This is a genomic window from Streptomyces sp. NPDC024017 (assembly GCF_040638895.1).
GTDB lineage: Bacteria > Actinomycetota > Actinomycetes > Streptomycetales > Streptomycetaceae > Streptomyces.
In genome coordinates this window covers 1,021,954-1,044,702 of sequence record NZ_JBEZYZ010000001.1, presented here as the reverse complement: position 1 = coordinate 1,044,702, position 22,749 = coordinate 1,021,954, and the positions used below count along the sequence as shown (strand labels likewise).

The 22,749-nt window shown below is 71.4% G+C and carries 17 protein-coding genes, 2 rRNA genes and 1 pseudogene; 12 read left to right on the top strand and 8 right to left on the bottom strand.

Translation table 11 applies throughout. The features are described from left to right. Positions 1 to 73 (top strand): 23S ribosomal RNA (locus AB0G20_RS04730); the annotation flags it as partial. A 94-nt stretch (positions 74 to 167) separates the two neighbouring features. After that, positions 168 to 284, top strand: a 5S ribosomal RNA gene (rrf, locus tag AB0G20_RS04725). A 78-nt stretch (positions 285 to 362) separates the two neighbouring features. Here rrf and AB0G20_RS04720 read toward each other — a convergent pair. From AB0G20_RS04720 to AB0G20_RS04700, 5 genes are read right to left on the bottom strand one after another with little or no spacing between them, the layout of a single operon-like run. Beyond that, a complete protein-coding gene (locus AB0G20_RS04720; RefSeq protein ID WP_361295734.1) occupies positions 363 to 1,673 on the bottom strand; it encodes a DUF58 domain-containing protein in 1,311 nt (436 codons plus the stop codon). Continuing rightward, positions 1,673 to 2,665: a MoxR family ATPase gene (locus tag AB0G20_RS04715; protein ID WP_361295731.1), complete on the bottom strand. Its 993-nt coding sequence runs from the start codon at positions 2,663 to 2,665 to the stop codon at positions 1,673 to 1,675. The genes AB0G20_RS04720 and AB0G20_RS04715 overlap by 1 nt, the downstream gene beginning before the upstream one ends. Continuing rightward, positions 2,662 to 3,858 (bottom strand): DUF4350 domain-containing protein, encoded by a 1,197-nt coding sequence (locus AB0G20_RS04710; RefSeq protein WP_361295728.1) that lies wholly within the window; start codon positions 3,856 to 3,858, stop codon positions 2,662 to 2,664. Before AB0G20_RS04710 ends, AB0G20_RS04715 begins: the two co-directional genes overlap by 4 nt. Further along, positions 3,855 to 4,622: a DUF4129 domain-containing protein gene (locus AB0G20_RS04705; RefSeq protein WP_361295725.1), complete on the bottom strand. Its 768-nt coding sequence runs from the start codon at positions 4,620 to 4,622 to the stop codon at positions 3,855 to 3,857. The genes AB0G20_RS04710 and AB0G20_RS04705 overlap by 4 nt, the downstream gene beginning before the upstream one ends. Positions 4,623 to 4,626: 4 nt before the next feature. Beyond that, the gene (locus AB0G20_RS04700) at positions 4,627 to 5,979 is read right to left on the bottom strand and encodes a glycerophosphoryl diester phosphodiesterase membrane domain-containing protein (RefSeq protein ID WP_361295722.1); all 1,353 of its coding nucleotides are present in this window, start codon (positions 5,977 to 5,979) and stop codon (positions 4,627 to 4,629) included. A gap of 140 nt (positions 5,980 to 6,119) precedes the next feature. Between AB0G20_RS04700 and mtnA the strand changes: the two genes are divergently transcribed. From mtnA to AB0G20_RS04665, 7 genes and pseudogenes are all read left to right on the top strand, one after another. Then, positions 6,120 to 7,268: an S-methyl-5-thioribose-1-phosphate isomerase gene (gene mtnA, locus AB0G20_RS04695; RefSeq protein WP_361295719.1), complete on the top strand. Its 1,149-nt coding sequence runs from the start codon at positions 6,120 to 6,122 to the stop codon at positions 7,266 to 7,268. 176 nt (positions 7,269 to 7,444) lie between these two features. Then, positions 7,445 to 8,134 (top strand): two-component system response regulator MtrA, encoded by a 690-nt coding sequence (mtrA, locus tag AB0G20_RS04690; protein WP_361295716.1) that lies wholly within the window; start codon positions 7,445 to 7,447, stop codon positions 8,132 to 8,134. Position 8,135: 1 nt separating this feature from the next. Beyond that, a pseudogene (mtrB, locus tag AB0G20_RS04685) lies at positions 8,136 to 10,118 on the top strand (MtrAB system histidine kinase MtrB); the annotation flags it as partial. Positions 10,119 to 10,320: 202 nt separating this feature from the next. Next, a complete protein-coding gene (locus tag AB0G20_RS04680; protein WP_361295713.1) occupies positions 10,321 to 12,150 on the top strand; it encodes an LpqB family beta-propeller domain-containing protein in 1,830 nt (609 codons plus the stop codon). Between the two features lie 153 nt (positions 12,151 to 12,303). Beyond that, entirely contained in the window at positions 12,304 to 13,227 is a 924-nt protein-coding gene (locus AB0G20_RS04675; RefSeq protein WP_361295710.1) for a ComF family protein, read from the top strand. A 311-nt stretch (positions 13,228 to 13,538) separates the two neighbouring features. Further along, complete coding sequence (raiA, locus tag AB0G20_RS04670; RefSeq protein ID WP_361295707.1) at positions 13,539 to 14,234, top strand: ribosome-associated translation inhibitor RaiA; 696 nt, start codon at positions 13,539 to 13,541, stop codon at positions 14,232 to 14,234. 205 nt (positions 14,235 to 14,439) lie between these two features. Beyond that, on the top strand, positions 14,440 to 15,186 hold the full coding sequence (locus AB0G20_RS04665; RefSeq protein WP_361295704.1) for a response regulator transcription factor: 747 nt from the start codon (positions 14,440 to 14,442) through the stop codon (positions 15,184 to 15,186). A gap of 9 nt (positions 15,187 to 15,195) precedes the next feature. Here AB0G20_RS04665 and AB0G20_RS04660 read toward each other — a convergent pair whose 3' ends face one another. Both AB0G20_RS04660 and AB0G20_RS04655 read right to left on the bottom strand, forming a co-directional pair. Next, entirely contained in the window at positions 15,196 to 16,365 is a 1,170-nt protein-coding gene (locus tag AB0G20_RS04660; RefSeq protein WP_361295701.1) for a crosslink repair DNA glycosylase YcaQ family protein, read from the bottom strand. Positions 16,366 to 16,434: 69 nt separating this feature from the next. Next, positions 16,435 to 17,001, bottom strand: a complete 567-nt coding sequence (locus tag AB0G20_RS04655; RefSeq protein ID WP_361295698.1) for a GNAT family protein — start codon at positions 16,999 to 17,001, stop codon at positions 16,435 to 16,437. A 279-nt stretch (positions 17,002 to 17,280) separates the two neighbouring features. Here AB0G20_RS04655 and secA point away from each other — a divergent pair, with 279 nt between their 5' ends. Continuing rightward, complete coding sequence (gene secA / locus AB0G20_RS04650; RefSeq protein ID WP_361295695.1) at positions 17,281 to 20,127, top strand: preprotein translocase subunit SecA; 2,847 nt, start codon at positions 17,281 to 17,283, stop codon at positions 20,125 to 20,127. A gap of 120 nt (positions 20,128 to 20,247) precedes the next feature. Here the strand turns inward: secA and AB0G20_RS04645 are convergent, their stop codons facing one another. Next, complete coding sequence (locus AB0G20_RS04645) at positions 20,248 to 20,973, bottom strand: Rv3235 family protein (protein WP_361295692.1); 726 nt, start codon at positions 20,971 to 20,973, stop codon at positions 20,248 to 20,250. Positions 20,974 to 21,495: 522 nt separating this feature from the next. Between AB0G20_RS04645 and AB0G20_RS04640 the strand changes: the two genes are divergently transcribed. Together AB0G20_RS04640 and AB0G20_RS04635 are read left to right on the top strand one after the other, a co-directional pair. Beyond that, positions 21,496 to 22,011 (top strand): hypothetical protein, encoded by a 516-nt coding sequence (locus tag AB0G20_RS04640; protein ID WP_361295689.1) that lies wholly within the window; start codon positions 21,496 to 21,498, stop codon positions 22,009 to 22,011. Between the two features lie 68 nt (positions 22,012 to 22,079). Continuing rightward, on the top strand, positions 22,080 to 22,745 hold the full coding sequence (locus AB0G20_RS04635; RefSeq protein WP_361295686.1) for an HAD hydrolase-like protein: 666 nt from the start codon (positions 22,080 to 22,082) through the stop codon (positions 22,743 to 22,745). The last annotated feature ends 4 nt before the right edge of the window (positions 22,746 to 22,749 follow it).

Genomic DNA, 22,749 nt, shown 5'->3' with positions numbered 1-22,749 from the left:
GTTGATAGGCCGGATATGGAAGCACGGTAACGTGTGGAGTTGACCGGTACTAATAGGCCGAGGGCTTGTCCTCAGTTGCTCGCGTCCACTGTGTTGGTTCTGAAACCACGAACAGCCCCATGCCAGGCCACGGTATGGTGCGGCATTGTTCGACAGTTTCATAGTGTTTCGGTGGTTATAGCGTAGGGGAAACGCCCGGTTACATTCCGAACCCGGAAGCTAAGCCTTACAGCGCCGATGGTACTGCAGGGGGGACCCTGTGGGAGAGTAGGACGCCGCCGAACAATTGTTGAGAATACCCCCGCATCTTCGGATGCGGGGGTATTCTGCGTTTAGGGCCCCCTTTCGGGGGCCCACTGTTTTTACAGGCGTCCGGCGGACTTCAAGGCCAAGTACGCGTCCGCCAGTGCCGGCGCCAGGTCGTCCGGAGTGGCGTCGACGACCGTGACGCCGTGGCGGCGGAGTTGTTCTGCAGTGCGGTGACGCTCTGACTGGGCCTGGGCGGCCGCGGCAGCTTCGTAGACGGCCTCGACATGACCACGGGCCTTGGCCATTTCGGTGACGTGCGGGTCTGCCACCGATGCCACCAACACTGTGTGGCGCTGGGTGAGCTGGGCGAGGACCGGGAGCAGGCCCTCCTCGATGGGGGCCGCGTCCAGCGTGGTGAGCAGGACGATCAGGGAGCGGCGGGGCGACGTACGGAGAGCGGTGGCCGTGAGGCCTCGGGCGTCCGTTTCGACGAGCTCGGGCTCGAGCGTGGCCATCGCGTTGACCAGGGCGGGAAGGACGTCGCCTGCGGTGCGGCCCTGGACGAGGGCGCGGACCTTCCGGTCGTAGGCGAGGAGGTCCACGCGGTCGCCGGCGCGGGAGGCGAGGGCTGCGAGGAGGAGGGCCGCGTCCATCGAGGCGTCGAGGCGAGGTGCGTCGCCCACGCGGCCGGCCGAGGTGCGGCCGGTGTCGAGGACCAAGAGGATGTGGCGGTCGCGCTCGGGACGCCAGGTGCGTACGGCGACCGTGGTCTGGCGGGCTGTGGCGCGCCAGTCGATGGAGCGGGTGTCGTCGCCGGGGACGTACTCGCGCAGGCTGTCGAACTCCGTGCCCTCGCCGCGGGTGAGGAGACTGGTGCGGCCGTCCAGTTCGCGCAGGCGGGCCAGCTTGGAGGGCAGATGCTTGCGGCTGGTGAACGGGGGCAGGACGCGTACCGTCCAGGGGGCCTTGTGGGTGCCCTGGCGGGAGAAGAGGCCGAGAGGGCCGTACGAGCGGATGGTGACGCGGTCGGCCTGGCGGTCGCCTCGACGGGTGGGGCGCAGTCGGGTCGTCATGCGGCGGCGCTCGCCCGGGGGGACCGTGAGGCGGTGGCGGGAGGCCGTTGTTTCCGTGCCGGGCTGCCAGCTGCTGGGGGGCCAGGCGTCGCGGAGTCGGGCGCGGAGGGCGCGGCGGGACGGGTTGGTGATGGTGAGAGTGACGTCCGCCGTGTCACCGAGGCGTACGGAGGCGTCGCCGGAGCGGGTGAGGCCCAGGCGGCGTACGGGGGCTGCCAGTGCGAAGTCGCAGGCGCAGGCCGCGGCCAGGGGAGCGTTGACCGCCAGGATGCCCGTCCAGCTGGGCTCCCAGATGCCGACGGGCAGGGAGCCCAGGGCCGCGAGGAGGGCGGCGCGTCCGGTGAGTGCCATCAGCGGGGGACGGGGACGTGGGCGAGGATCGCGTTGATGACGGAGTCGGCCGTCACGCCTTCCATCTCGGCCTCCGGGCGGAGCTGTACGCGGTGGCGGAGGGTGGGGAGGGCGAGTGCCTTCACGTCGTCGGGGATGACGTAGTCGCGGCCGGTCAGCCAGGCCCAGGCGCGGGCGGTGGCCAGGAGGGCCGTGGCGCCTCGGGGGGAGACGCCGAGGGTGAGGGACGGCGACTCGCGGGTGGCGCGGCAGATGTCGACGACGTAGGCGGTGATCTCCGGGGAGATCGTCGTCTTGGCGATCGCGGCGCGGGCTGCCTCCAGGTCGGCCGGGCCCGCTACGGGGCGTACGCCGGCGGCGTGGAGGTCGCGGGGGTTGAAGCCCTCGGCGTGGCGGGTGAGGACGTCGATCTCGTCCTGGCGGGAGGGGAGGGGGATGGTGAGCTTGAGGAGGAAGCGGTCCAGCTGGGCTTCCGGGAGGGGGTAGGTGCCCTCGTACTCGACCGGGTTCTGGGTGGCTGCGACCAGGAACGGGTCGGGGAGGAGACGGGGGGTGCCGTCGACGGTGACCTGGCGTTCCTCCATGGCTTCCAGGAGGGACGACTGGGTCTTGGGGGGCGTGCGGTTGATCTCGTCGGCGAGGAGGAGGTTGGTGAAGACCGGGCCGGGCTGGAAGGAGAACTCGGCGCTGCGGGAGTCGTAGACCAGGGAACCGGTCACGTCGCTCGGCATGAGGTCGGGGGTGAACTGGACGCGTTTGGTGTCGAGTTCGAGGGCGGAGGCGAGAGCGCGGACCAGGAGGGTCTTGGCGACGCCGGGGACGCCTTCGAGGAGGACGTGGCCGCGGCAGAGCAGGGCGACGACGAGGCCGGTGACGGCGGGGTCCTGGCCGACCACGGCCTTGGCGATCTCGGCGCGCAGGGCCTCCAGGGCGTCTCGGGCGGTGCCCGGGTCCCCGGTCTGCCCGGCGTTGTCAGTGGTCGGGTCCTTCATGGACGGCGTACCTCTCTTTCGAGGGCGTCGAGTCGGTCGGCGAGTGCGATGAGTGCTGCGTCGTCGCTGGGCGGTGGTCCGAAGAGGAGGGCGTGCTGGTCCTGTCCGTCGCCGTGGAGGTGGGCGGACAGGGCGGGGAGCAGGACCTCGGGCGTGTGCGCCTGGGTGACGGGGACGCCTACGAGGGGGGCGAGGCGGGTGCGGGTGGTGGAGCGAAGAGCGTCGGCCGCGCGGTCGCGGGCGTCGGTCTTGCGGTAGAGGCGGGCGCGGCCCTCGGCGGTTTCGGAGGCGCGGATCGCGACGGGGAGTTTTTCGGGCACGAGGGGGCCGAGTCGGCGTGCCCGCCAGAGGGCGGCCAGGGCAGCAGCGATGAAGAGCTGCAGGGTGCCCCAGAGCCAGCCCGAGGGGAGCAGGTCGAAGAAGCTGCGTTCGTCGTCGGTGCCGGTGGCCGATGTGTCGGAGGGCGAGGGGAGGTACCAGACCAGATGGGGGCGGGAGCCGAGGAGTTGGAGGGCGAGCGAGGCGTTGCCCTGCTCGTCGAGGTGGTCGTTGAGGAGGATGTCGGGCGCGCCGAGGGCGACGGTGTCGCCGCCCCCCGTGTCGTCCGGGATGCGCAGCAGGGTGGCCAGCCGTTCGCTGGGGTAACACGCGTCGGCGCCGAGGTGGGTGGTGGTGTAGCGGACGCCGCCGGTGTCGGCGGCGCCGGCGCGGCGGGCGGCGGGCAGGGCGCAGTCGGGGGCGAGCGTCGAGTCGAGGCTGGTGGCGGGGTCGGCGGTGACGCCGGGGGCGAGTCGCTCGATGGAGGCGCTGCCGGAGGCGACCAGGACGGTACGGCCGTGGGAGTCGGCGAACGCGTTGTGCAGCCGGGTCTGTTGACTGCGGGTCAGCAGGTCGGGGACGGCGACCAGGAGGGTCGTGTCCGGCCCGGCCGCGGTGGCTGCTTCGTCCAGGGTGGTGACCACGCGGGTGTCCACGCCCCGGTCGGCGAGGAGTTCGGCGACGGCGCGGCTGCCGCCCGGGTCGGCGGAGCGCGGGTCGAGTTCGCCGTGGCGGGCGTCGGAGCGGATGACCGCGATGGCGACGGCTCCCGCGATGAGCACCACGAGGGCGAGCGCGATGCCACGGGCGCGGGTCCACACCTGGCGGGCGGTGGGCGAGGCCGAGGTGGGCGTGAGGGTGGCCTCGGTGGTCATTCGGCGGCTCCCTGGCGGGTGTTGGGGGCCGTGGCGGCGCTGCTCGTCGCGAGTTGGGGCTTGGTGCGTTCCAGGTCGCGGTCGAGTTCTGCGATGCGGTGGTACGACTGCTCGGTCGCCGAGCGGCCGCCGTATGTGACGTCGTCGAAGTCGCGGGCGGCGGTGCGCAGTCGGTCGGTGTGGGCGGGCAGGGCCCGGCCCGCTTCGGCTGCGGCCTCGTCGGCGGTGCGGCCGGGGCGGACGTCGAGGAGGGCGCGTTCCTCCAGGGCGCGGACGAGGGCGCGCATGCGTTCCTGGACGGCCTGGTTCCAGTGGCCCTGGGCGGCGTGTGCCTCGGCGGTGGCGCGGTGGTCGGCGGCGCTGCGGGGGCGGTCGTCGAACAGGGCTGCGGACGAGGTGGGTTGGCGGCGCGGGGTGCCCAGGCGCCACCACAGGGCGGCCAGGACCGCGATGACGGCCAGGATGATGACGACCAGGCCGAGTGTGCCGCCGGGGGTGGCGGTCGAGGCGGCGTTGAAGAGTTTGCCGAGCCAGTCCCAGAAGGCATCGAGGGCGCGCTGGAACAGGCTGGGGTCGTCCTCGTGGTACATCCGCTTGGACAGCTCGCGCCGGGCCGCCTCGCGCGCGGGGTCGCGCGGGGTGGTGAGGGGCGGCTCGTCGGCGGAGCGGGCCGGCGACAGCAGGGAGGTGTCGCCGGCGCTCAGCAGCGTCCGTATGCCGGCGCGTGGCAGCGCCGTGGTGAGAAGTTCCCCCGCCCTGCTCACCGCATCAGCTCCCCGGGGTGGCGCCGGGGGCGGTGGAGCCGTAGCCCTGGACGCCGGCGGCGCGGGCCAGTTCGAGGTCGAGGGCCTCGCGGCGGATGCGCTGGTCGATGTAGAGGAGCACGGTGACGCCCGCCGTGATCGGGAACGTGATCATGGAGCCGATCACCGAGCCGATGCCGCTGATGATCAGGAACGTCCAGCCGAGGCTGCCGACACCGGTGTTGAGCCAGCCGGTGAGGCCGTCCCCGCTGAGGGCCGCGGCGAGGAGGGTGAAGGGGATGACGATGATCGAGGCGACGACGTTCGCGATGAGCGTGGCGAGCAGCTGGATGCCGAAGATCCGCCACCAAGTGCCCTGGACCAGCTTCGCGGAGCGGCTCATGGCCTTCTTGATGCCCTGCTTCTCCAGCATGAGGGCGGGCGAGGCGAGGGAGAAGCGGATGGCGAGCCACAGGGCGACGATGCCGGCGCCGATGATGCCGAGGACGGTGAGGGCGACGCCTGGGCCGTTGCTCCCGGCGACGGTCACGAGGAGGCCGGGCAGGGCTCCCACGGTGACGACGCCGACGGTGATGAGCAGCAACACGCAGATGAGGCCGAACAGTTTGAGGACCTGAGGGCGGGCGTCGCGCCAGGCCTCGCCGATGGTCACGGACTTGCCGAGCACGGCGCGGCTGGTGACGGTCGTGAGCAGGGCTGTCGCGATGACGGTGCCGACCAGGGAGATCACGAAGACGACGCTGGAGTTGAGCAGGGCGTCGCCCATGGCGCGGCTCAGCTCGCTGAGGGTGGCGCTGGGGTCGTTCAGGGCGTCGGTGCTGGAGTCGTCCAGGACGAGGCCCTGGAACAGGACGACGATGACCTCGGTGAGGACGGCGACGGTCAGCGAGATGCCCAGAACCGTGCGCCAGTAGGTGCGCATGGTGGAGACGGCGCCGTCGAGGATCTCGCCCACGCCGAGCGGGCGGAGCGGGATGACTCCGGGCTTGGCGGCGGGCGGGGGTCCGCCCCAGCCGCTTCCCCAGCCGCCGTGTCCTCCAGGGGTGCCGTATCCGCGCTGGCCTGCGGGGCCGTATCCGCCGGAGGGCTGGTTGCCCCAGCCCGGGCCGGGGGGCGGAGGCGGGGGCGCCTGGCCGGGGACGGCCGGGCCGCTGGGGGCGGACCACTGGGCCGGTGGCGGCTGTTCCTTGGACCACTGCGGGCCGGAGCCCTGCGGGGTCTGGCCGGGCTGGGCCGGCTGGTCCGCGGGCTGGGCGGGGCCAGGGCGGTCGGTGGGCTCGGCAGGGCCGGACTGGTCCGGCTTCTGCCCGTCGGACGGGGCGGATCCGGGCGAGGCCCAGCCCGGAGTGTCGTTCATCGTCGCTCCTTCACGGTGCCCGTCCGCGGTCGCGGCGGCAGGTTGGCAGCCATCGTGCCATGGGGTGGTCTTGGAGTGACCGGCCGCGGTATGGGCTGCGTACCTTCAATTGTCCGCTCGATAGGGGGCAGACTGACCGCATGGCTGATCAGTACGCGCACAGCGGCGATGACAAGCGGCCGACCGAGATCCCGGCGATCCGTTGGGAAGAGCCACCGGAAGGCCCCGTTCTGGTCCTGCTGGACCAGACGAGGTTGCCGGCCGAGGAGGTCGAACTGGTCTGTACGGATGCGTCCGCGCTCGTGGAGGCGATCGGCTCGCTGGCCGTGCGCGGGGCACCGCTGCTCGGCATCGCGGGGGCGTACGGTGTCGCGCTCGCCGCCGTGCGGGGCTTCGACGTGGACGAGGCAGCGGCCTCGCTGGCGGGCGCCCGGCCGACTGCGGTGAACCTGGCCGTGGGTGTGCGCCGGGCGCACTCGGCGTACGAGGCCGCGCTCGCCAAGGTCGGTGACGTCAGGCAGGCGGCCGCGGCGGCGCTGGCCGCGGCGCGGCAGCTGCACCGGGAGGACGCCGAGGCCAGTGGGCGGATGGCCGAGCACGGGGTGGCGCTGCTGGATGAGCTGCTGCCCGGTGGAGGCCACCGGATCCTCACCCACTGCAACACCGGTTCGCTGGTGTCGGGCGGCGAGGGGACCGCGTTCGCGGTGGCGCTCGCGGCGCACCGGGCGGGGCGGCTGCGGCGGCTGTGGGTGGACGAGACGCGGCCGTTGCTGCAGGGCGCTCGTCTGACGGCGTACGAGGCGGCGCGCAGCGGGATGGCGTACACGCTGCTCACCGACAACGCGGCGGGGTCGCTGTTCGCCGCCGGGGAGGTGGACGCGGTGCTGATCGGGGCGGACCGCATCACGGCGGACGGTTCGGTGGCGAACAAGATCGGGAGCTATCCGCTGGCGGTGCTGGCGCGGTACCACCATGTGCCGTTCATCGTGGTGGCGCCGGTGACGACGGTGGATCTGGACACGGCGGACGGGGCGTCCATCGAGGTCGAGCAGCGTCCTGGGCATGAGGTGACCGAGGTGACGGCGCCGCAGGTGCCGGTGGTCGGTGGGGAGGCGGGCGGTGGGATTCCGGTGGCGCCGCTGGGGACGCAGGCGTACAACCCGGCGTTCGACGTGACTCCGGCCGAGCTGGTGACGGCGATCGTCACGGAGGAGGGCGCTGTTTCGCCTGTGACGGCGGAGGCACTCGCGGAGGTGTGTGCGCGGTCGCGTCGGGTGACGGCGGGCTGAGCCGGGGCGCTGCGCGGGGTGCACGGGGCGGCGGCGGGCTCCGGCACTCTCGCGTCTCAGCCCCTGCTGGAGATCATCTGCGGACCGGCGAAGGCAGACAGTAGCGCTTGCTGCGACTATGGTCACTGGCCGGTGACCTACCTCACCACTGCCTTCGCCACTGTTATGAGAATGGGATGATGTCGTTTATGAAGGGACGAGTCCTTGTCGTCGACGACGACACCGCACTGGCCGAGATGCTCGGCATCGTGCTGCGTGGTGAGGGTTTCGAGCCGTCGTTCGTGGCCGACGGAGACAAGGCGCTGGCCGCGTTCCGTGAGGCCAAGCCCGATCTGGTGTTGCTCGACCTGATGCTGCCCGGCCGGGACGGCATCGAGGTGTGCCGCCTGATCAGGGCGGAGTCGGGCGTGCCGATCGTGATGCTGACCGCGAAGAGCGACACCGTCGACGTCGTCGTGGGCCTGGAATCCGGCGCCGACGACTACATCGTGAAGCCGTTCAAGCCGAAGGAGCTGGTGGCCCGGATCCGGGCGCGGCTGCGGAGGTCGGAGGAGCCCGCTCCGGAGCAGCTCTCCATCGGTGACCTGGTCATCGACGTGGCCGGGCACTCCGTGAAGCGGGACGGGCAGTCGATCGCGCTGACGCCGCTGGAGTTCGACCTGCTGGTCGCGCTCGCGCGCAAGCCGTGGCAGGTGTTCACCCGCGAGGTGCTGCTGGAGCAGGTCTGGGGCTACCGGCACGCGGCGGACACGCGGCTGGTCAACGTGCATGTGCAGCGGCTGCGCTCCAAGGTCGAGAAGGACCCGGAGAAGCCGGAGATCGTGGTGACCGTCCGTGGTGTCGGGTACAAGGCAGGGCCGAGCTGACATGTCCGGCGACAGTGCCGCTTCGGCGCCCGGCCGGTCCGGGGCCCGCCCGGAGCGGCCTGTCGGGCGGAAGAAGTCCGGCTCCCGCTGGGCACGGTTCCTGGAGAGCGGGCTGCTGCTCCAGGGCGGGGTCCAGGGCAGCCCGATCATCCGCCTTTTCATGCGGTGGGTGCGTCGGCCGCTGCTGCCCGTCATGCGGTTGTGGCGGCGCAACATCCAGCTCAAGGTCGTCGTCACGACGCTGCTGATGTCGCTGGGCGTGGTGCTGCTGTTGGGTTTCGTCGTCATCGGGCAGGTGCGCAACGGCCTGCTGGACGCCAAGGTGAAGGCGTCCCAGAGCCAGGCCACGGGCGGGTTCGCGGTGGCCAAGCAGCGGGCCGACGAGGCGGCGAGCGGGACCGGCGACGATGTCGCCACGGCGGACGGCCGTCCCGCGCAGAACGTCATCCAGTGGATGAGCGACCTCGTCTCCTCCCTGTCCAGCGGCGGCCAGGGCGCATTCGACGTGGTCACGCTCCCGGTCTCCGACGCGGACGGCGCCGGCGGGCGCGGGCCGCGTGCCTCGGGTGAGGTGGACTGGAGCAAGAGCGTGCCTGCCGACCTGCGCGAGCGGGTCGGCAGCAGTACGACGGCCGCGCAGAGCTACACCCGCATCATCTACAACAACGAGACCAAGGACTCCCAGCCCGGCCTGGTCATCGGCCAGCAGGTCAACGACCCCAACCGGGACCCGTACCAGCTCTACTACCTCTTCCCGCTCACCCAGGAGGAGAAGTCGCTGAGCCTGGTCAAGGGCACGCTGGCGACGGCCGGGCTGTTCGTCGTCGTCCTGCTCGGGGCCATCGCCTGGCTCGTGGTGCGGCAGGTCGTCACGCCGGTGCGGATGGCGGCGGGGATCGCCGAGCGGCTGTCGGCCGGGCGGCTTCAGGAGCGTATGAAGGTCACCGGCGAGGACGACATCGCGCGGCTCGGTGAGGCCTTCAACAAGATGGCGCAGAACCTCCAGTTGAAGATCAGCCAGTTGGAGGACCTGTCGCGGATGCAGCGCCGGTTCGTGTCGGACGTGTCGCACGAGCTGCGTACGCCGCTGACGACCGTACGGATGGCCGCGGACGTCATCCACGAGGCGCGTGAGGACTTCGACCCGGTGACCGCGCGGTCGGCGGAGCTGCTCGCGGACCAGCTGGACCGGTTCGAGTCGCTGCTCGCGGACCTGCTGGAGATCAGCCGGTTCGACGCGGGTGCCGCGGCTCTGGAGGCGGAGCCGATAGACCTCAGGGACGTCGTTCGGCGGGTGGTCAGCGGGGCCGAGCCGCTCGCGGAGCGCAAGGGCACGCAGATCCGGATCCTGGGAGACCAGCAGCCCGTGGTCGCCGAGGCCGACGCCCGGCGCGTGGAGCGCGTGCTGCGCAACCTCGTGGTCAACGCCGTCGAGCACGGCGAGGGCAAGGATGTCGTCGTCAAGCTCGCCGCGGCGGGCGGTGCGGTCGCCGTGGCGGTGCGGGACTACGGGGTCGGGCTCAAGCCGGGCGAGGCGACCCGTGTGTTCAGCCGCTTCTGGCGGGCCGACCCGGCACGCGCGCGTACCACGGGTGGTACGGGTCTGGGGCTGTCCATCGCCCTGGAGGACGCGCGGCTGCACGGCGGCTGGCTGCAGGCGTGGGGCGAGCCGGGCGGCGGCTCGCAGTTCCGGCTGACGCTGCCCAGGACCGCCGACGAGCCGCTGCGGGGCTCCCCGATACCGCTGGAGCCCAAGGACTCACGGCGGAACCGGGGACTCGACGACGCCGGTCTGCCGTGCGGTGGCGGGGACGGCGAGAAGCGGGCGACCGTGCCGGCGCAGCCGGTGAGCGGGCCGGTGCCGCAGGGGGCGAAGCGGGACCCGATACCGCCGCGTGCGGCCCCCACGGCGGATCCGACGGCGCTGCCCGGCAATGGTTCGCGTGTGGTGCCCAGGCCCGCCTCGGGCACGCGAAGGCAGGACGAATCGGCGGGGGCGCAGCAGTCGGCCCCCCGCGGGGGTGTGAGCGGCCCTGAGGGGACGGCGCGCGACGAGGGTGCCGGCGGCCCCGGACCGACTCGGGGTCCGGTCGTGAACGGCCCGCGGGACGAGGACGACGGCTCCACAGGCCCGGGCAGCCGGGAGACCGGGCCGGGGCACGTGGACAGGCAAGGGGAGGCATCTCGTGGGCGCTGACCGCGAGGGGCGCGGCCGGCGCAGGCACGCGCGCGTGATGGCGTACGCCGCCTGTGGCGTCCTGGTGCTGGCGGGGTGTGCCTCGATGCCGGACAGCGGGGATCTACGGGGTGTGGAGTCCACACCGCGCCAGGAGACCCAGGTGCGGGTGTTCGCCGTGCCACCGGGGGAGGACGCGCCGCCCTCGGAGATCGTCCAGGGCTTCCTGGAGGCGCTCACCAGCGACGATCCGCACTACAAGACCGCGCGACAGTACCTGACCGGTGAAGCCGCGAAGACCTGGCGGCCCGAGGCGTCGGCCACGGTGCTGACGGACGGGCCGGGCGCCAAGCCCGAGGCGGGGGGCGGCGGTGAGGACACCGGCGAGATCTCGTACATGCTGACCGGCACCAAGGTCGCCACCGTCGACGCGCAGCAGGCGTACGCGCCGGCGACCGGGGCGTACGGCAGGAGCGTGCACCTGACGCAGGACGACGAACGGCAGTGGCGGATCGACTCGCTGCCGCAGGGCGTCGTCATGGGCGAGTCGGACTTCCAGCGCAACTACATGTCCGTCAGCAAGTACTACTTCGCTTCGAACACCGTCGCGGCCGGGTCGAACGCGCCGCCCACGGCGGTCGCCGACCCCGTCTACGTGCGCCGGCGTGTGGAGCCCATGACGCAGATGGTGAGCACCCTGCTCAACGGACCCACGCGGTGGCTCGGGCCCGTCGTCAGGTCGAGCTTCCCCACCGGTACGGCACTGGCGAAGGACGCGGGCGCGCTGACGCCCGACGACCGGAACAAGCTGACGGTCCCGCTCAACGACAAGGCAGCGGGCATCGGCACCAACCGCTGCCAGGAGATGGCCGCACAAATACTGTTCACGCTGCGGAACCTCAGCCCCGCCGTGGACGAGGTCGAGCTGCGGGCCGACGGGGCGGAGCTGTGCTCGCTCACGCAGGGTGCGGCCGACGCGGCGGCCTCCCGGAGCTCGGCGCGGCACCCCGACTACCTGTACTTCGTGGACGGCAAGCACCGCCTCGTACGGATCCCCGCGGGCAGCAGCGGCACCGAGCCGGACCCGGCGCCGGGGGCGCTCGGTGACGGCGACACGGCGTTGCGGTCGGCGGCGGTGTCGCGTGACGAGCACACCGCGGCCGGCGTCAGCCTGGACGGCAAGTCGCTGTACGTGGGGTCGCTGGTCTCGGGCGGTTCGCTGGGCGAGCCGGTGCTGCGCAGCCAGGGCGGGGCCGAGAAGGACCGGCTGACGACCCCCAGCTGGGACGCGGACGACGGCCTGTGGGTGGCCGACCGCGACCCCGACCATCCCCGGCTGCTCCTCTTCGAGGAGGGCAAGGGCGATCCCGTCCAGGTGCGCATGCCGCACCTGGACGGACGGATCCAGTCCGTGCGGGTCGCCGCCGACGGGGTGCGGATCGCGCTCGTCGTGGAGAAGGGCGGCAAGAAGACCCTGCTCATCGGGCTGATCGAGCGGGACGAGAAGCCGGGTGCGAAGCCGGCCGTCAGAGTGGTCGAACTGCGCTCCGCGACGCCGGAGCTGGAGCAGGTCACCACCATGTCGTGGGCCGGGGACAGCCGGCTCGTGGTGGTCGGGCGCGAGCACGGGGGCGTCGAGCAGATGCGGTACGTCCAGGTCGACGGCTCCACGCCGGACGTGCCGACGCCCGCGGCCCTGACCGGCGTCAAGGAGGTCACCGCCGCCGAGGACGACCAGCTGCCGCTGGTGGCGTACTCGGTGGACGGCATCGTCCGCCTGCCGTCGGGGGAGCAGTGGCAGAAGGTGACGGAGGGGACGGCGCCGGTCTATCCGGGGTGAGGTGCGTCGGGGGGCGTGCAGGGGGCTGCTGCTCGTGGCTGCTGCGGGCGTCGCTCGTGTGGGGGACACGCAGGTGGCGGGGGCGGTCGGTTGTCCACAGGTGGTTGTCCACAGGGGTGGCCGGATCGAGCCCGGGTCGGCACAGTGGTGGCCATGCGGGAGTGGTGGCAGGACCTCACCGACCTGGTGCTGCCGGGCGAGTGCGGGGGCTGCGGGGTGCCTCGTACGGTGCTGTGCGCGCGGTGCCGTGCGGTGCTGAGCGGAGCAGCCGTGCATCGGGTACGGCCGGCGCCGGAGCCGCCCGGGCTGCCCGCGGTGCATGCGGGGGCCCGGTACGCGGACGAGGTCCGGGCGACGCTGCTGGCCCACAAGGAACGGGGTGCCCTGGCGCTCGCCGGACCGCTCGGGGTGGCGCTGGCGGGAGCCGTGCGTGCGGGGCTCCGGGGAGCCTCGGCCGGGTCGGGCGCCGGGGTGGCGTGGTCCCGGGGCGGCAGGGCTCCCGTGCTGCTCGTGCCGGTGCCGTCCGGGCGGCGGGCCGTGCGGGCCCGGGGACATGATCCGGCGCGGCGGATCGCCCTCGCGGCTGCGGGCGAGTTGCGGCGGAAGGGACTTCCGGCCCGGGTGGTCGGCGTGCTGCGGCAGCGGCGGGCCGTGGCCGACCAGTCGGGGCTCAACTCCCGGCAGCGACTGGACAATCTCGCGGGCGCGCTGGCGGTGGCTCCCGGAGGTGCCCGGCTGCTCTCCGGAGGGCCGGTCGTCCTCGTCGACGACGTGATGACCACGGGGGCCTCCCTGGCGGAGGCCGCGCGAGCCGTACGGGCGGTCTCGTGCCGCCCGGAGATCCCGCCCGGGGCGACGGGGCCGATTCCGAGCGCTGCTTGGACTTCGGCCGTGTACGGGGGAGAGACGTGGGAAAGCAGAGAGGAACAGAACGTCGGATCAAGGCGAGAGAGGACGGGCCGACGGCCCGCCCGGCAGGTAAACGCGGGCGCGGTGGACGCCGGCGGAGTGGTTGAGGTGGTGTGTGCGGCGGTGGTCGCGGCATCACCGGACTCTTTCGAAATAAACCGGAACTGACTGAGATCTTGTGTCGTTGCAGGTAACGAGAGGGCCTATTCACCTGAACGGAGGTACGCCGCAGTAGAGGGTGACGACATCCGTCCGGGCGAGATATGTTCGGTTGAGAGGGAAAGCCGCAGGCCACACCTCACGAATCCGAATGCCGTGCTGCGGGTTTTTCTTCATCACTCGCGACGGTGGAGTGGAGATCTCGCTCACGGGGGAGGAGGTGGAAGTCACCGAGTCCGAGGTTCCGGGACTCACCGGAACCTGGTGCAAAAGGGAGACGCTCCGCACCGAAGCGGAGCGATCCGGGAACGGAGTTCTGCGTGGACATCGTCGTCAAGGGCCGCAAGACCGAGGTGCCCGAGCGGTTCCGGAAGCACGTGGCCGAGAAGCTGAAGCTGGAGAAGATCCAGAAGCTCGATGGCAAGGTGATCAGCCTCGACGTCGAGGTGTCCAAGGAGCCCAACCCCCGGCAGGCCGACCGCTGTGACCGAGTGGAGATCACGCTCCGCTCCCGCGGTCCGGTGATCCGGGCGGAGGCAGCGGCGAGCGATCCGTACGCGGCGCTCGACCTGGCGGCGGAAAAGCTGGAAGCCCGACTGCGCAGGCAGCACGACAAGCGGTACTCGCGCCGTGGTGCGCGCCGGATCCCGGCCGCCGAGGTCGCCGACCACGTCCCGGGCGTGGCCACGCTCAACGGAAACGGCCTGGTGCCGGCTCCCGAGGAGGAGCCCGAGGCCGTACCCACGAAGAAGATCGGCTCGCTGGAAGTGCAGGGTGACGGCCCCATCGTCGTCCGCGAGAAGACCCACGTCGCAGCCCCCATGACTCTCGACCAGGCTCTCTACGAGATGGAGCTGGTCGGGCACGACTTCTACCTGTTCGTCGACTCCGAGACCAAGGAACCGAGTGTCGTCTACCGACGGCACGCCTACGACTACGGCGTGATCCACCTGAGCACGGACACGATGGTCACACAAGCGCACTCCCAGGACGCGGGCGGTGCGCTCGGCGGCTGACCGTGCCGGGTGACAGCGGAACAGGTGCCCCTGGAGCGCGTGTGCGCCCCCAGGGGCACCCCCGTGCGACCACTTCGCGCCCCGCTGCGGCACCCCGGCGCCGTCCGGGCATGAAATCATGGTGGCCACGACCCAACCGGTGGGTCGTTGCTCTGGGTTGGCGATGGCTCAGGACCTCAGGCCACAGCCTTCAGGGGGAGGAACGATGGCGGACAGCTTCGGACCGATGCGTGACGAGGATGCCGACGACGGCGTCGTCGGCATGGGCCCGGACTCGGGGACTCCACGCAAGGAACCGATCAGAGTCCTTGTGGTGGACGACCACGCCTTGTTCCGCCGTGGCCTGGAGATCGTGCTCGCGGCCGAGGAGGACATCCAGGTCGTCGGGGAGGCGGGCGACGGCGCAGAGGCCGTCGAGAAGGCCGCCGACCTGCTGCCCGACATCGTCCTGATGGACGTGCGGATGCCCAAGCGGGGCGGGATCGAGGCGTGCACCTCCATCAAGGAGGTGGCACCCAGCGCCAAGATCATCATGCTGACGATCAGCGACGAGGAAGCCGATCTCTACGAGGCCATCAAGGCGGGCGCGACCGGCTATCTCCTCAAGGAGATCTCCACGGACGAGGTGGCCACCGCCATTCGCGCGGTGGCGGACGGGCAGTCGCAGATCAGCCCGTCCATGGCGTCGAAACTCCTCACCGAGTTCAAGTCGATGATCCAGCGCACGGACGAGCGCCGGCTGGTGCCCGCGCCGCGCCTGACCGACCGCGAACTGGAAGTCCTCAAGCTGGTCGCCACGGGAATGAACAACCGTGACATCGCCAAGGAGTTGTTCATCTCCGAGAACACCGTGAAGAACCACGTCCGCAACATCCTGGAGAAGCTGCAGCTGCACTCCAGGATGGAAGCGGTGGTGTACGCGATGCGGGAGAAGATCCTCGAGATCCGCTAGGGCCCGGTCTCAGCCAAGAACGCGGGCGAGTTCCTTCGTCAGGGGCTCGCGCAGCTCCGGTGCGTCGACCCGTTCCACACGGACGTCCGTGCAGTCCACCCAGGTCGCCGCCTCCGCCAGGGCCTGGGCGACGGCCGGGACCGCCTTCGGGCCGTCGAGCGCGACCTGCTTGGCCACCAGGGTGCGGCCCTCGCGGGCCGGGTCCACGCGGCCGACGAGATGCCCGCCGGCCAGCACCGGCATCGCGAAGTAGCCGTACACGCGCTTCTGTTTGGGGACGTAGGCCTCCAGGCGGTGCGTGAAGCCGAAGATCCGCTCCGTGCGCGCCCGTTCCCAGATCAAGGAGTCGAAGGGCGACAGGAGCGTGGTGCGGTGGCGGCCGCGCGGGGCCTCCAGGGCCGCGGGGTCGGCCCAGGCCGGCTTGCCCCAGCCCTCGACCGAGACCGGGACCAGGCCCGAGTCGGCGATCACCGCGTCGACCTGCTCTCCCTTGAGACGGTGGTAGTCGGCGATGTCCGCGCGGGTACCGACACCGAGGGAACGGCCCGCCAGGGCGACCAGGCGGCGCAGGCACTCGGTGTCGTCCAGCTCGTCGTGCAGCAGCTCCTCCGGGACGGCGCGCTCGGCGAGGTCGTAGACGCGCTTCCAGCCGCGGCGCTCCACGCAGACCACCTCGCCGTACATCAGGGCGCGTTCGACGGCGACCTTGGAGCCGGACCAGTCCCACCAGTCGCTCGTCTTCTTCGCGCCACCCAACTCCGTGGCGGTGAGGGGGCCTTCGGCGCGGAGCTGCTTGATGACCTGGTCGTAGGCACCATCGGGAAGCTCGTGGTTCCAGTGCGGCCGGTTGCGGTAGGCGCGGCGGCGGAAGGCGAAGTGGGGCCACTCCTCGATGGGGAGGATGCAGGCGGCGTGGGACCAGTACTCGAAGGAGTGCGTGTCCTGCCAGTAGGCGTCCTCGACCGTCTTCCGGCCCACCGCGCCCAGACGGGCGTACGGGACGAGTTCATGGGAGCGGGCCAGGACCGAGATGGTGTCGAGCTGTATCGCGCCCAGGTGGCGGAGCACGCCGCGGACGCCGGAGCGGCGGTCGGGCGCGCCGAGGAAACCCTGGGCGCGGAGCGCGATTCTGCGGGCCTCGTCTGCGGAGAGGTCTGCGGTGGGGCGCGGGGTGGTCATGCTCGCAGAGTATGGGGTGGGACTGACAACGGGGTGTGACCTGCGGGTTTGTCTGGGCGGCCGAGCCGGTCAGCGCGCCGGCAGGTAGGGGGCCGTCGACGGGAGGCCCATGTCCGAGGGGAGCAGGGAGCCCACCCAGGTGTCCCGGCGTACTCCCTTGTTGTTCGTCGCGGAGCGCAGCGTGCCCTCGATCGTGAAACCCGCTCGCTCCGCCACCGCGCGGGAAGCCCGATTGCCCACCTCCGCGCGCCATTCGACGCGGTCGAGCGCGGCGTGGGTGAAGGACCAGCGGCAGGCGGTGAGGGCGGCCTCGGTGATGTAGCCGTTGGCGCGGTGCCGCTTCACGGCCCAGAAGCCGATCTCGCCCATGCCCAGGGCGCGCATCGTGATGCCGAGCATGCCCGCCAGTTCCCCGGAGTGCGGGAAGACGCCGAAGGTGAACATGGAGCCGTCCGCCCAGCCGTCCGGGACGAGTTGTTCCGTGAAGCTCCGGGCGTGCTCGCGCAGATAGGGCGAGGGGATCGTGGTCCAGCGCTGGATGTCGGGGTCCTGGCAGGCGTCGTACACCGCGTCGGTGTCCCGGGGGCCCACCGTGCGCAGCAGGAGGCGGTCCGTGGTGAGGGTGACGGGGTCCATCGGCCGATTCTGCTCGGAGGCCGACCGCGATGCCATCGGTTTGCCGTCAGTGAGGGGGTGATCACGCTTTGTGCAATTCGGTGGAGGGGTGCGGCACTATCCGAGGGGGCCGCACGTTGTCCCCTTTGAAGCAGTCGTGAATCAGAATTGAAGCAGCGGACGGTGCCGTCACGGCAGGCCCTCCCGGCGCGGTGGGGTCCTCGCATACGATGGCCGTTGCTCAGTAAGTCAAGTGGTAACCGACCGTCCCAGGCCCGACCGGCAAGGAGACCAACCCCCGTGTCCGTCCTCTCGAAGATCATGCGTGCAGGCGAAGGCAAGATCCTGCGCAGGCTGCACCGCATCGCGGACCAGGTCAACTCCATCGAAGAGGACTTCGTCGACCTCTCCGACGCCGAGCTGCGCGCCCTCACCGATGAGTACAAGCAGCGCTACGCCGACGGCGAGACCCTGGACGACCTGCTGCCCGAGGCGTTCGCCACCGTCCGCGAGGCCGCCAAGCGCGTCCTCGGCCAGCGTCACTACGACGTGCAGATGATGGGTGGCGCGGCCCTGCACATGGGCTACGTGGCCGAGATGAAGACCGGTGAGGGCAAGACCCTCGTCGGCACGCTGCCCGCGTACCTCAACGCCCTGTCCGGCAAGGGCGTCCACATCATCACCGTCAACGACTATCTGGCCGAGCGCGACTCCGAGATGATGGGCCGCGTCCACCGGTTCCTGGGCCTGGAGGTCGGCTGCATCCTGGCCAACATGACGCCGGCTCAGCGCCGCGAGCAGTACGCCTGCGACATCACGTACGGCACGAACAATGAGTTCGGCTTCGACTACCTGCGCGACAACATGGCGTGGTCCCAGGACGAGCTCGTCCAGCGCGGCCACAACTTCGCCATCGTCGACGAGGTCGACTCCATCCTCATCGACGAGGCCCGTACGCCGCTGATCATCTCCGGTCCGGCCGACCAGGCCACCAAGTGGTACGGCGACTTCGCCAAGCTGGTCAAGCGCCTCAAGCGGGGCGAGGCCGGCCAGCCGCTCAAGGGCATCGAGGAGACCGGCGACTACGACGTCGACGAGAAGAAGCGCACGGTCGCCATCCACGAGTCCGGCGTGAGCAAGGTCGAGGACTGGCTGGGCATCGACAACCTCTACGAGTCGGTGAACACCCCGCTCGTGGGCTACCTGAACAACGCCATCAAGGCGAAGGAACTCTTCAAGAAGGACAAGGACTACGTCATCATCGACGACGAGGTCATGATCGTCGACGAGCACACCGGACGTATCCTCGCCGGCCGCCGCTACAACGAGGGCATGCACCAGGCCATCGAGGCGAAGGAAGCGGTGCCGATCAAGGACGAGAACCAGACCCTCGCCACGATCACCCTGCAGAACTTCTTCCGCCTCTACAAGCGCCACGACCACAACGGCAAGGAACAGCCCGGTCTGTGCGGCATGACCGGTACGGCCATGACCGAGGCCGCCGAGTTCCACCAGATCTACAAGCTCGGCGTGGTGCCGATCCCGACCAACCGGCCGATGGTCCGCGCGGACCAGTCGGACCTGATCTACCGGACCGAGGTCGCCAAGTTCGAGGCGGTCGTCGACGACATCGAGGAGAAGCACCGCAAGGGCCAGCCGATCCTCGTCGGCACCACCTCCGTCGAGAAGTCCGAGTACCTCTCGCAGCAGCTCAGCAAGCGCGGCATCCAGCACGAGGTGCTCAACGCCAAGCAGCACGACCGGGAGGCGACGATCGTCGCCCAGGCCGGCCGCAAGGGCGCCGTCACGGTGGCCACCAACATGGCCGGCCGTGGTACGGACATCAAGCTCGGCGGCAGCCCGGAGGACCTCGCCGAGGCGGAGCTGCGCCAGCGCGGCCTCGACCCCGAGGAGCACATCGAGGAATGGGCGCACGCCCTGCCCGAGGCGCTCCAGCGGGCCGAGAAGGCCGTCCAGGCCGAGAAGGACGAGGTCGAGAAGCTCGGCGGGCTCTACGTGCTGGGCACCGAGCGGCACGAGTCGCGGCGCATCGACAACCAGCTGCGCGGTCGTTCCGGCCGTCAGGGCGACCCGGGCGAGTCCCGCTTCTACCTCTCCCTCGGTGACGACCTGATGCGGCTGTTCAAGGCCCAGATGGTCGAGCGCGTGATGTCGATGGCGAACGTCCCGGACGACGTGCCGATCGAGAACAAGATGGTCACGCGCGCGATCGCCTCCGCACAGTCGCAGGTCGAGCAGCAGAACTTCGAGACCCGTAAGAACGTCCTGAAGTACGACGAGGTCCTCAACCGCCAGCGCGAGGTCATCTACGGCGAGCGGCGCCGCGTCCTGGAGGGCGAGGACCTGCACGAGCAGGTGCAGCACTTCATGGACGACACCATCGACGCCTACGTCCAGGCCGAGACCGCCGAGGGCTTCCCCGAGGACTGGGACCTCGACCGGCTGTGGGGCGCCTTCAAGCAGCTCTACCCGTGCAACGTCACGGTCGAGGAGCTGGAGGAGGCGGCCGGCGACCGGGCCGGCCTGACCGCCGAGTTCATCGGCGACTCCATCAAGGACGACATCCACGATCAGTACGCGGCGCGTGAGGCGCAGCTCGGCTCCGAGATCATGCGTGAGCTGGAGCGCCGGGTCGTGCTGTCGGTCCTGGACCGCAAGTGGCGCGAGCACCTCTACGAGATGGACTACCTCCAGGAGGGCATCGGCCTGCGCGCCATGGCGCAGAAGGACCCGCTGGTCGAGTACCAGCGCGAGGGCTTCGACATGTTCACCGCCATGATGGAGGGCATCAAGGAGGAGTCCGTCGGCTACCTGTTCAACCTGGAGGTCCAGGTCGAGCAGCAGGTCGAGGAGGTCCCGGTCGAGGACACCAAGCCGGTGGCCGACCTCGAGAAGCAGGACGCGGTGCCGGCGCAGGCGGGCTCCCGGCCGGAGATCCGTGCCAAGGGGCTCGACGTCCCGCAGCGGCGCAACCTCCACTTCTCCGCGCCGACGGTCGACGGCGAGGGCGGCACCATCGAGGGCGACTTCAACGAGGACGGCGAGCCGGTGCGCTCCGAGGCCGACGGTCTGACGCGCGCGGAGCGGCGCAAGCAGGCGCGGAGCCGGGGGCGCCGCAAGAAGTGACGGTTGCAAAGGCGCCGTAGCGGCTGGAGGGGCCGGACACCTGAGGGTGTCCGGCCCCTCCTCCTGTTCGGGTGAGGGTGGATGGGTGCGACCTCGGCCTGAGAACGGCCGTGGTCGGCTTCAGTCGGCCTCTGGGCGGGGCGGGCGGGGGCCGCCGAGTTCTACCGCTGTGCAGCGCCAGCGGCGGTCCTGGCCGAGTTCCAGGCGGAAGGCCATGGCGCGCAGCCGGTCACCGGCGCCGATGCGGGCGAAGGCCTCGATGGCGCCCGGGCGGGGTTCGAAGTAGCCGATGTCGCGGACGACGGGGCGGGCGCCGCGGGTGCGCAGGGGGCCGCGTTCGGCCAGCCAAGCCAGTTCGTCGTAGGCGCGGCCGCGGGTGTGGCGCAGCATCGAGTGGACGGGGCGGTGGCCGCTCAGGACGGCGACGAGGAGGTCGGCGAAGAGGTCGGTGGGGAGGAGCTGAGGGACCGCCGCGTGACGGGAGCCCTGGGCCGGGACGCGTGGGGCGGCTTCGGTGGAGGCCGGGGCAGCGGTGTCCGTGCGTGCCGGGGTGGTGGTCGCTTCCGTGGTCCTGCGCGGGGCTGTGCGGGTCGCGGAGAGGGTCGGTGGGCGTGTGTCCGCCGGACGGGTGCGGGAGGCCCTGGTGCGGGCGGAGGCCGGTGGACGGCCGCCCGCAGCAGGGGGCCGGGCCCGACCGCTGCCGGGCGAGCGCGGGGGTGCGGCGCCGGCCGGGGAGGGCGGTGTGGCTCCGGAGCCGGCGACGGTGCGGGGAGCGGTGCCCGCAGGGGGTTGGGGCGAGGTGCTGCGGGATGCCGTGCTGCCGGGAGTGCGGGGCGTGGTGCTCACGGGAGGGCGGGGCGTGGTGTTCGTGGGGGTGCGGGGTGCTGTGCGGGCGGGTGTGCCGGGTGCGGTGCCGGCGGGAGTGCCGGGTACGGCGCTGCCTGGGGCGCGGGGTGTGGTGCTCGCTGTAGGGCGGAGTGCCGTGGGTGTCGTGGGGCGGCGTGCGTCCTGGCGGGTCGGTGGGTGGGTGGTCGGGCGTGGCTGGGTCCTGGTCATGACCTTGTGCATGGGGGTCCCCGTTTCGTGGGCCCGGCGGATACCGGGGAGTAACTTCGGGTCGGTGATCTTGTACGGTGCCGACGGGGGCGGCGGCAAGGAAGCGCGATTCGGGTCGCGGGCGCCGGAATGTTCACCTATCCGGGTGATGTCGGGGGCGTGGAGCCCGAAGGCGCAGGGGTGCGCCGGGTGAATTTCGGGCCCAGGGTGGACGCGTCCGGCGTCACGGGGCGGGACTCGAAAGGGGACGCCCCGCACGTATCCTGAAGGCCCTCCGGAGCCCTCCGACCACGACCACGAAAGCGGCCAGCCATGCGTGTCTACGTGCCCCTGACCCTCCCCGGTCTCGCCGAGGCGTACAAGACGGGTGAGCTGGGAGCCGGGCCGTTCGTCGCCTACGCCGTGACCCCCGGGCTGCGCGAGTGGTACGTCTCCGACGACGTCGAGGAACTGGAGTACGCGGCGCTCGGCCGGGCCGCCCTGGCCTCGCTGCGCTTGCTGGCGGCGGAGCCCGAGGCGCCGCGGCGCCGGGTCGTGATCGCCGTCGACGTGGCCGACCGGGCCGCGAGTGCGGATCCCGGCCGGGGGCTCGATCCGGCGGCGCCGGGTGAGGTGCGGGTCGAGGGTGCGGTGCCGCTGGGCAAGGCCGCGTCGGTGCACATCGACGCCGAGGATGCGCAGGCCGATGTGACGGCGGCCGCCGAGGCGCTGCCGGCGGCGGACGGCGGGGACGAGGACGCGCAGCTCGTCGTGGACGGGGCGGAGGACCACGAGCTGCTGTGGTTCGCCACGCAGGAGATCGCGAACCTGGTGGGGCGCGGGGACTGAACCGGCCGCGGGGGGCGCGTTGAGGTGCCGTTCTCTTGATTGTCAGCGGGGCCGGGTACTTTTTTGGCATGGGGATGAAGACGGGCGCGCACATTGTCTGGGACTGGAACGGGACGCTGTTCCACGACATCGACGCGATCATCGGGGCGACGAACGCGGCCTTCGCCGAGCTGGGGCTGGAGCCGCTGACGCTGGAGAAGTACCGGGAGCTGTACTGCGTACCGGTGCCGAAGTTCTATGAGCGGCTGATGGGGCGGCTGCCGACCGAGGCCGAGTGGGAGGCCATGGACGACATCTTCCACCGGTACTACGCCGAGCACCGGACGACGTGCGGGCTGACGGTGGGGGCCGTGGAGCTGCTGGCCGGGTGGCGGTCGTCGGGGCGCAGCCAGTCGATTCTGAGCATGTACGTGCACGAGGAGCTCGTTCCGCTGGTGCGGGGGTTCGGTATCGAGCCGCATTTCATACGGGTGGACGGGCGGACCGGGCCGTCGGGGGGCAGCAAGGCCGAGCACATGGTGCGGCACCTGGCGTCGCTGAGCGGGGTGGCGCCGGAGCGGACTGTGGTGATCGGGGATGCGGCCGACGACGCGGTGGCCGCTCTGCATGTAGGGGCCCGGGCCGTGCTGTACACCGGCGGGTCGCACAGCCGGGTGAGTCTGGAAGCCGTCGGGGTGCCTGTCGTGGACACGCTGGAGGAAGCGGTTGCGGAGGCCGAGCGGCTCGCGGCCTGACCGA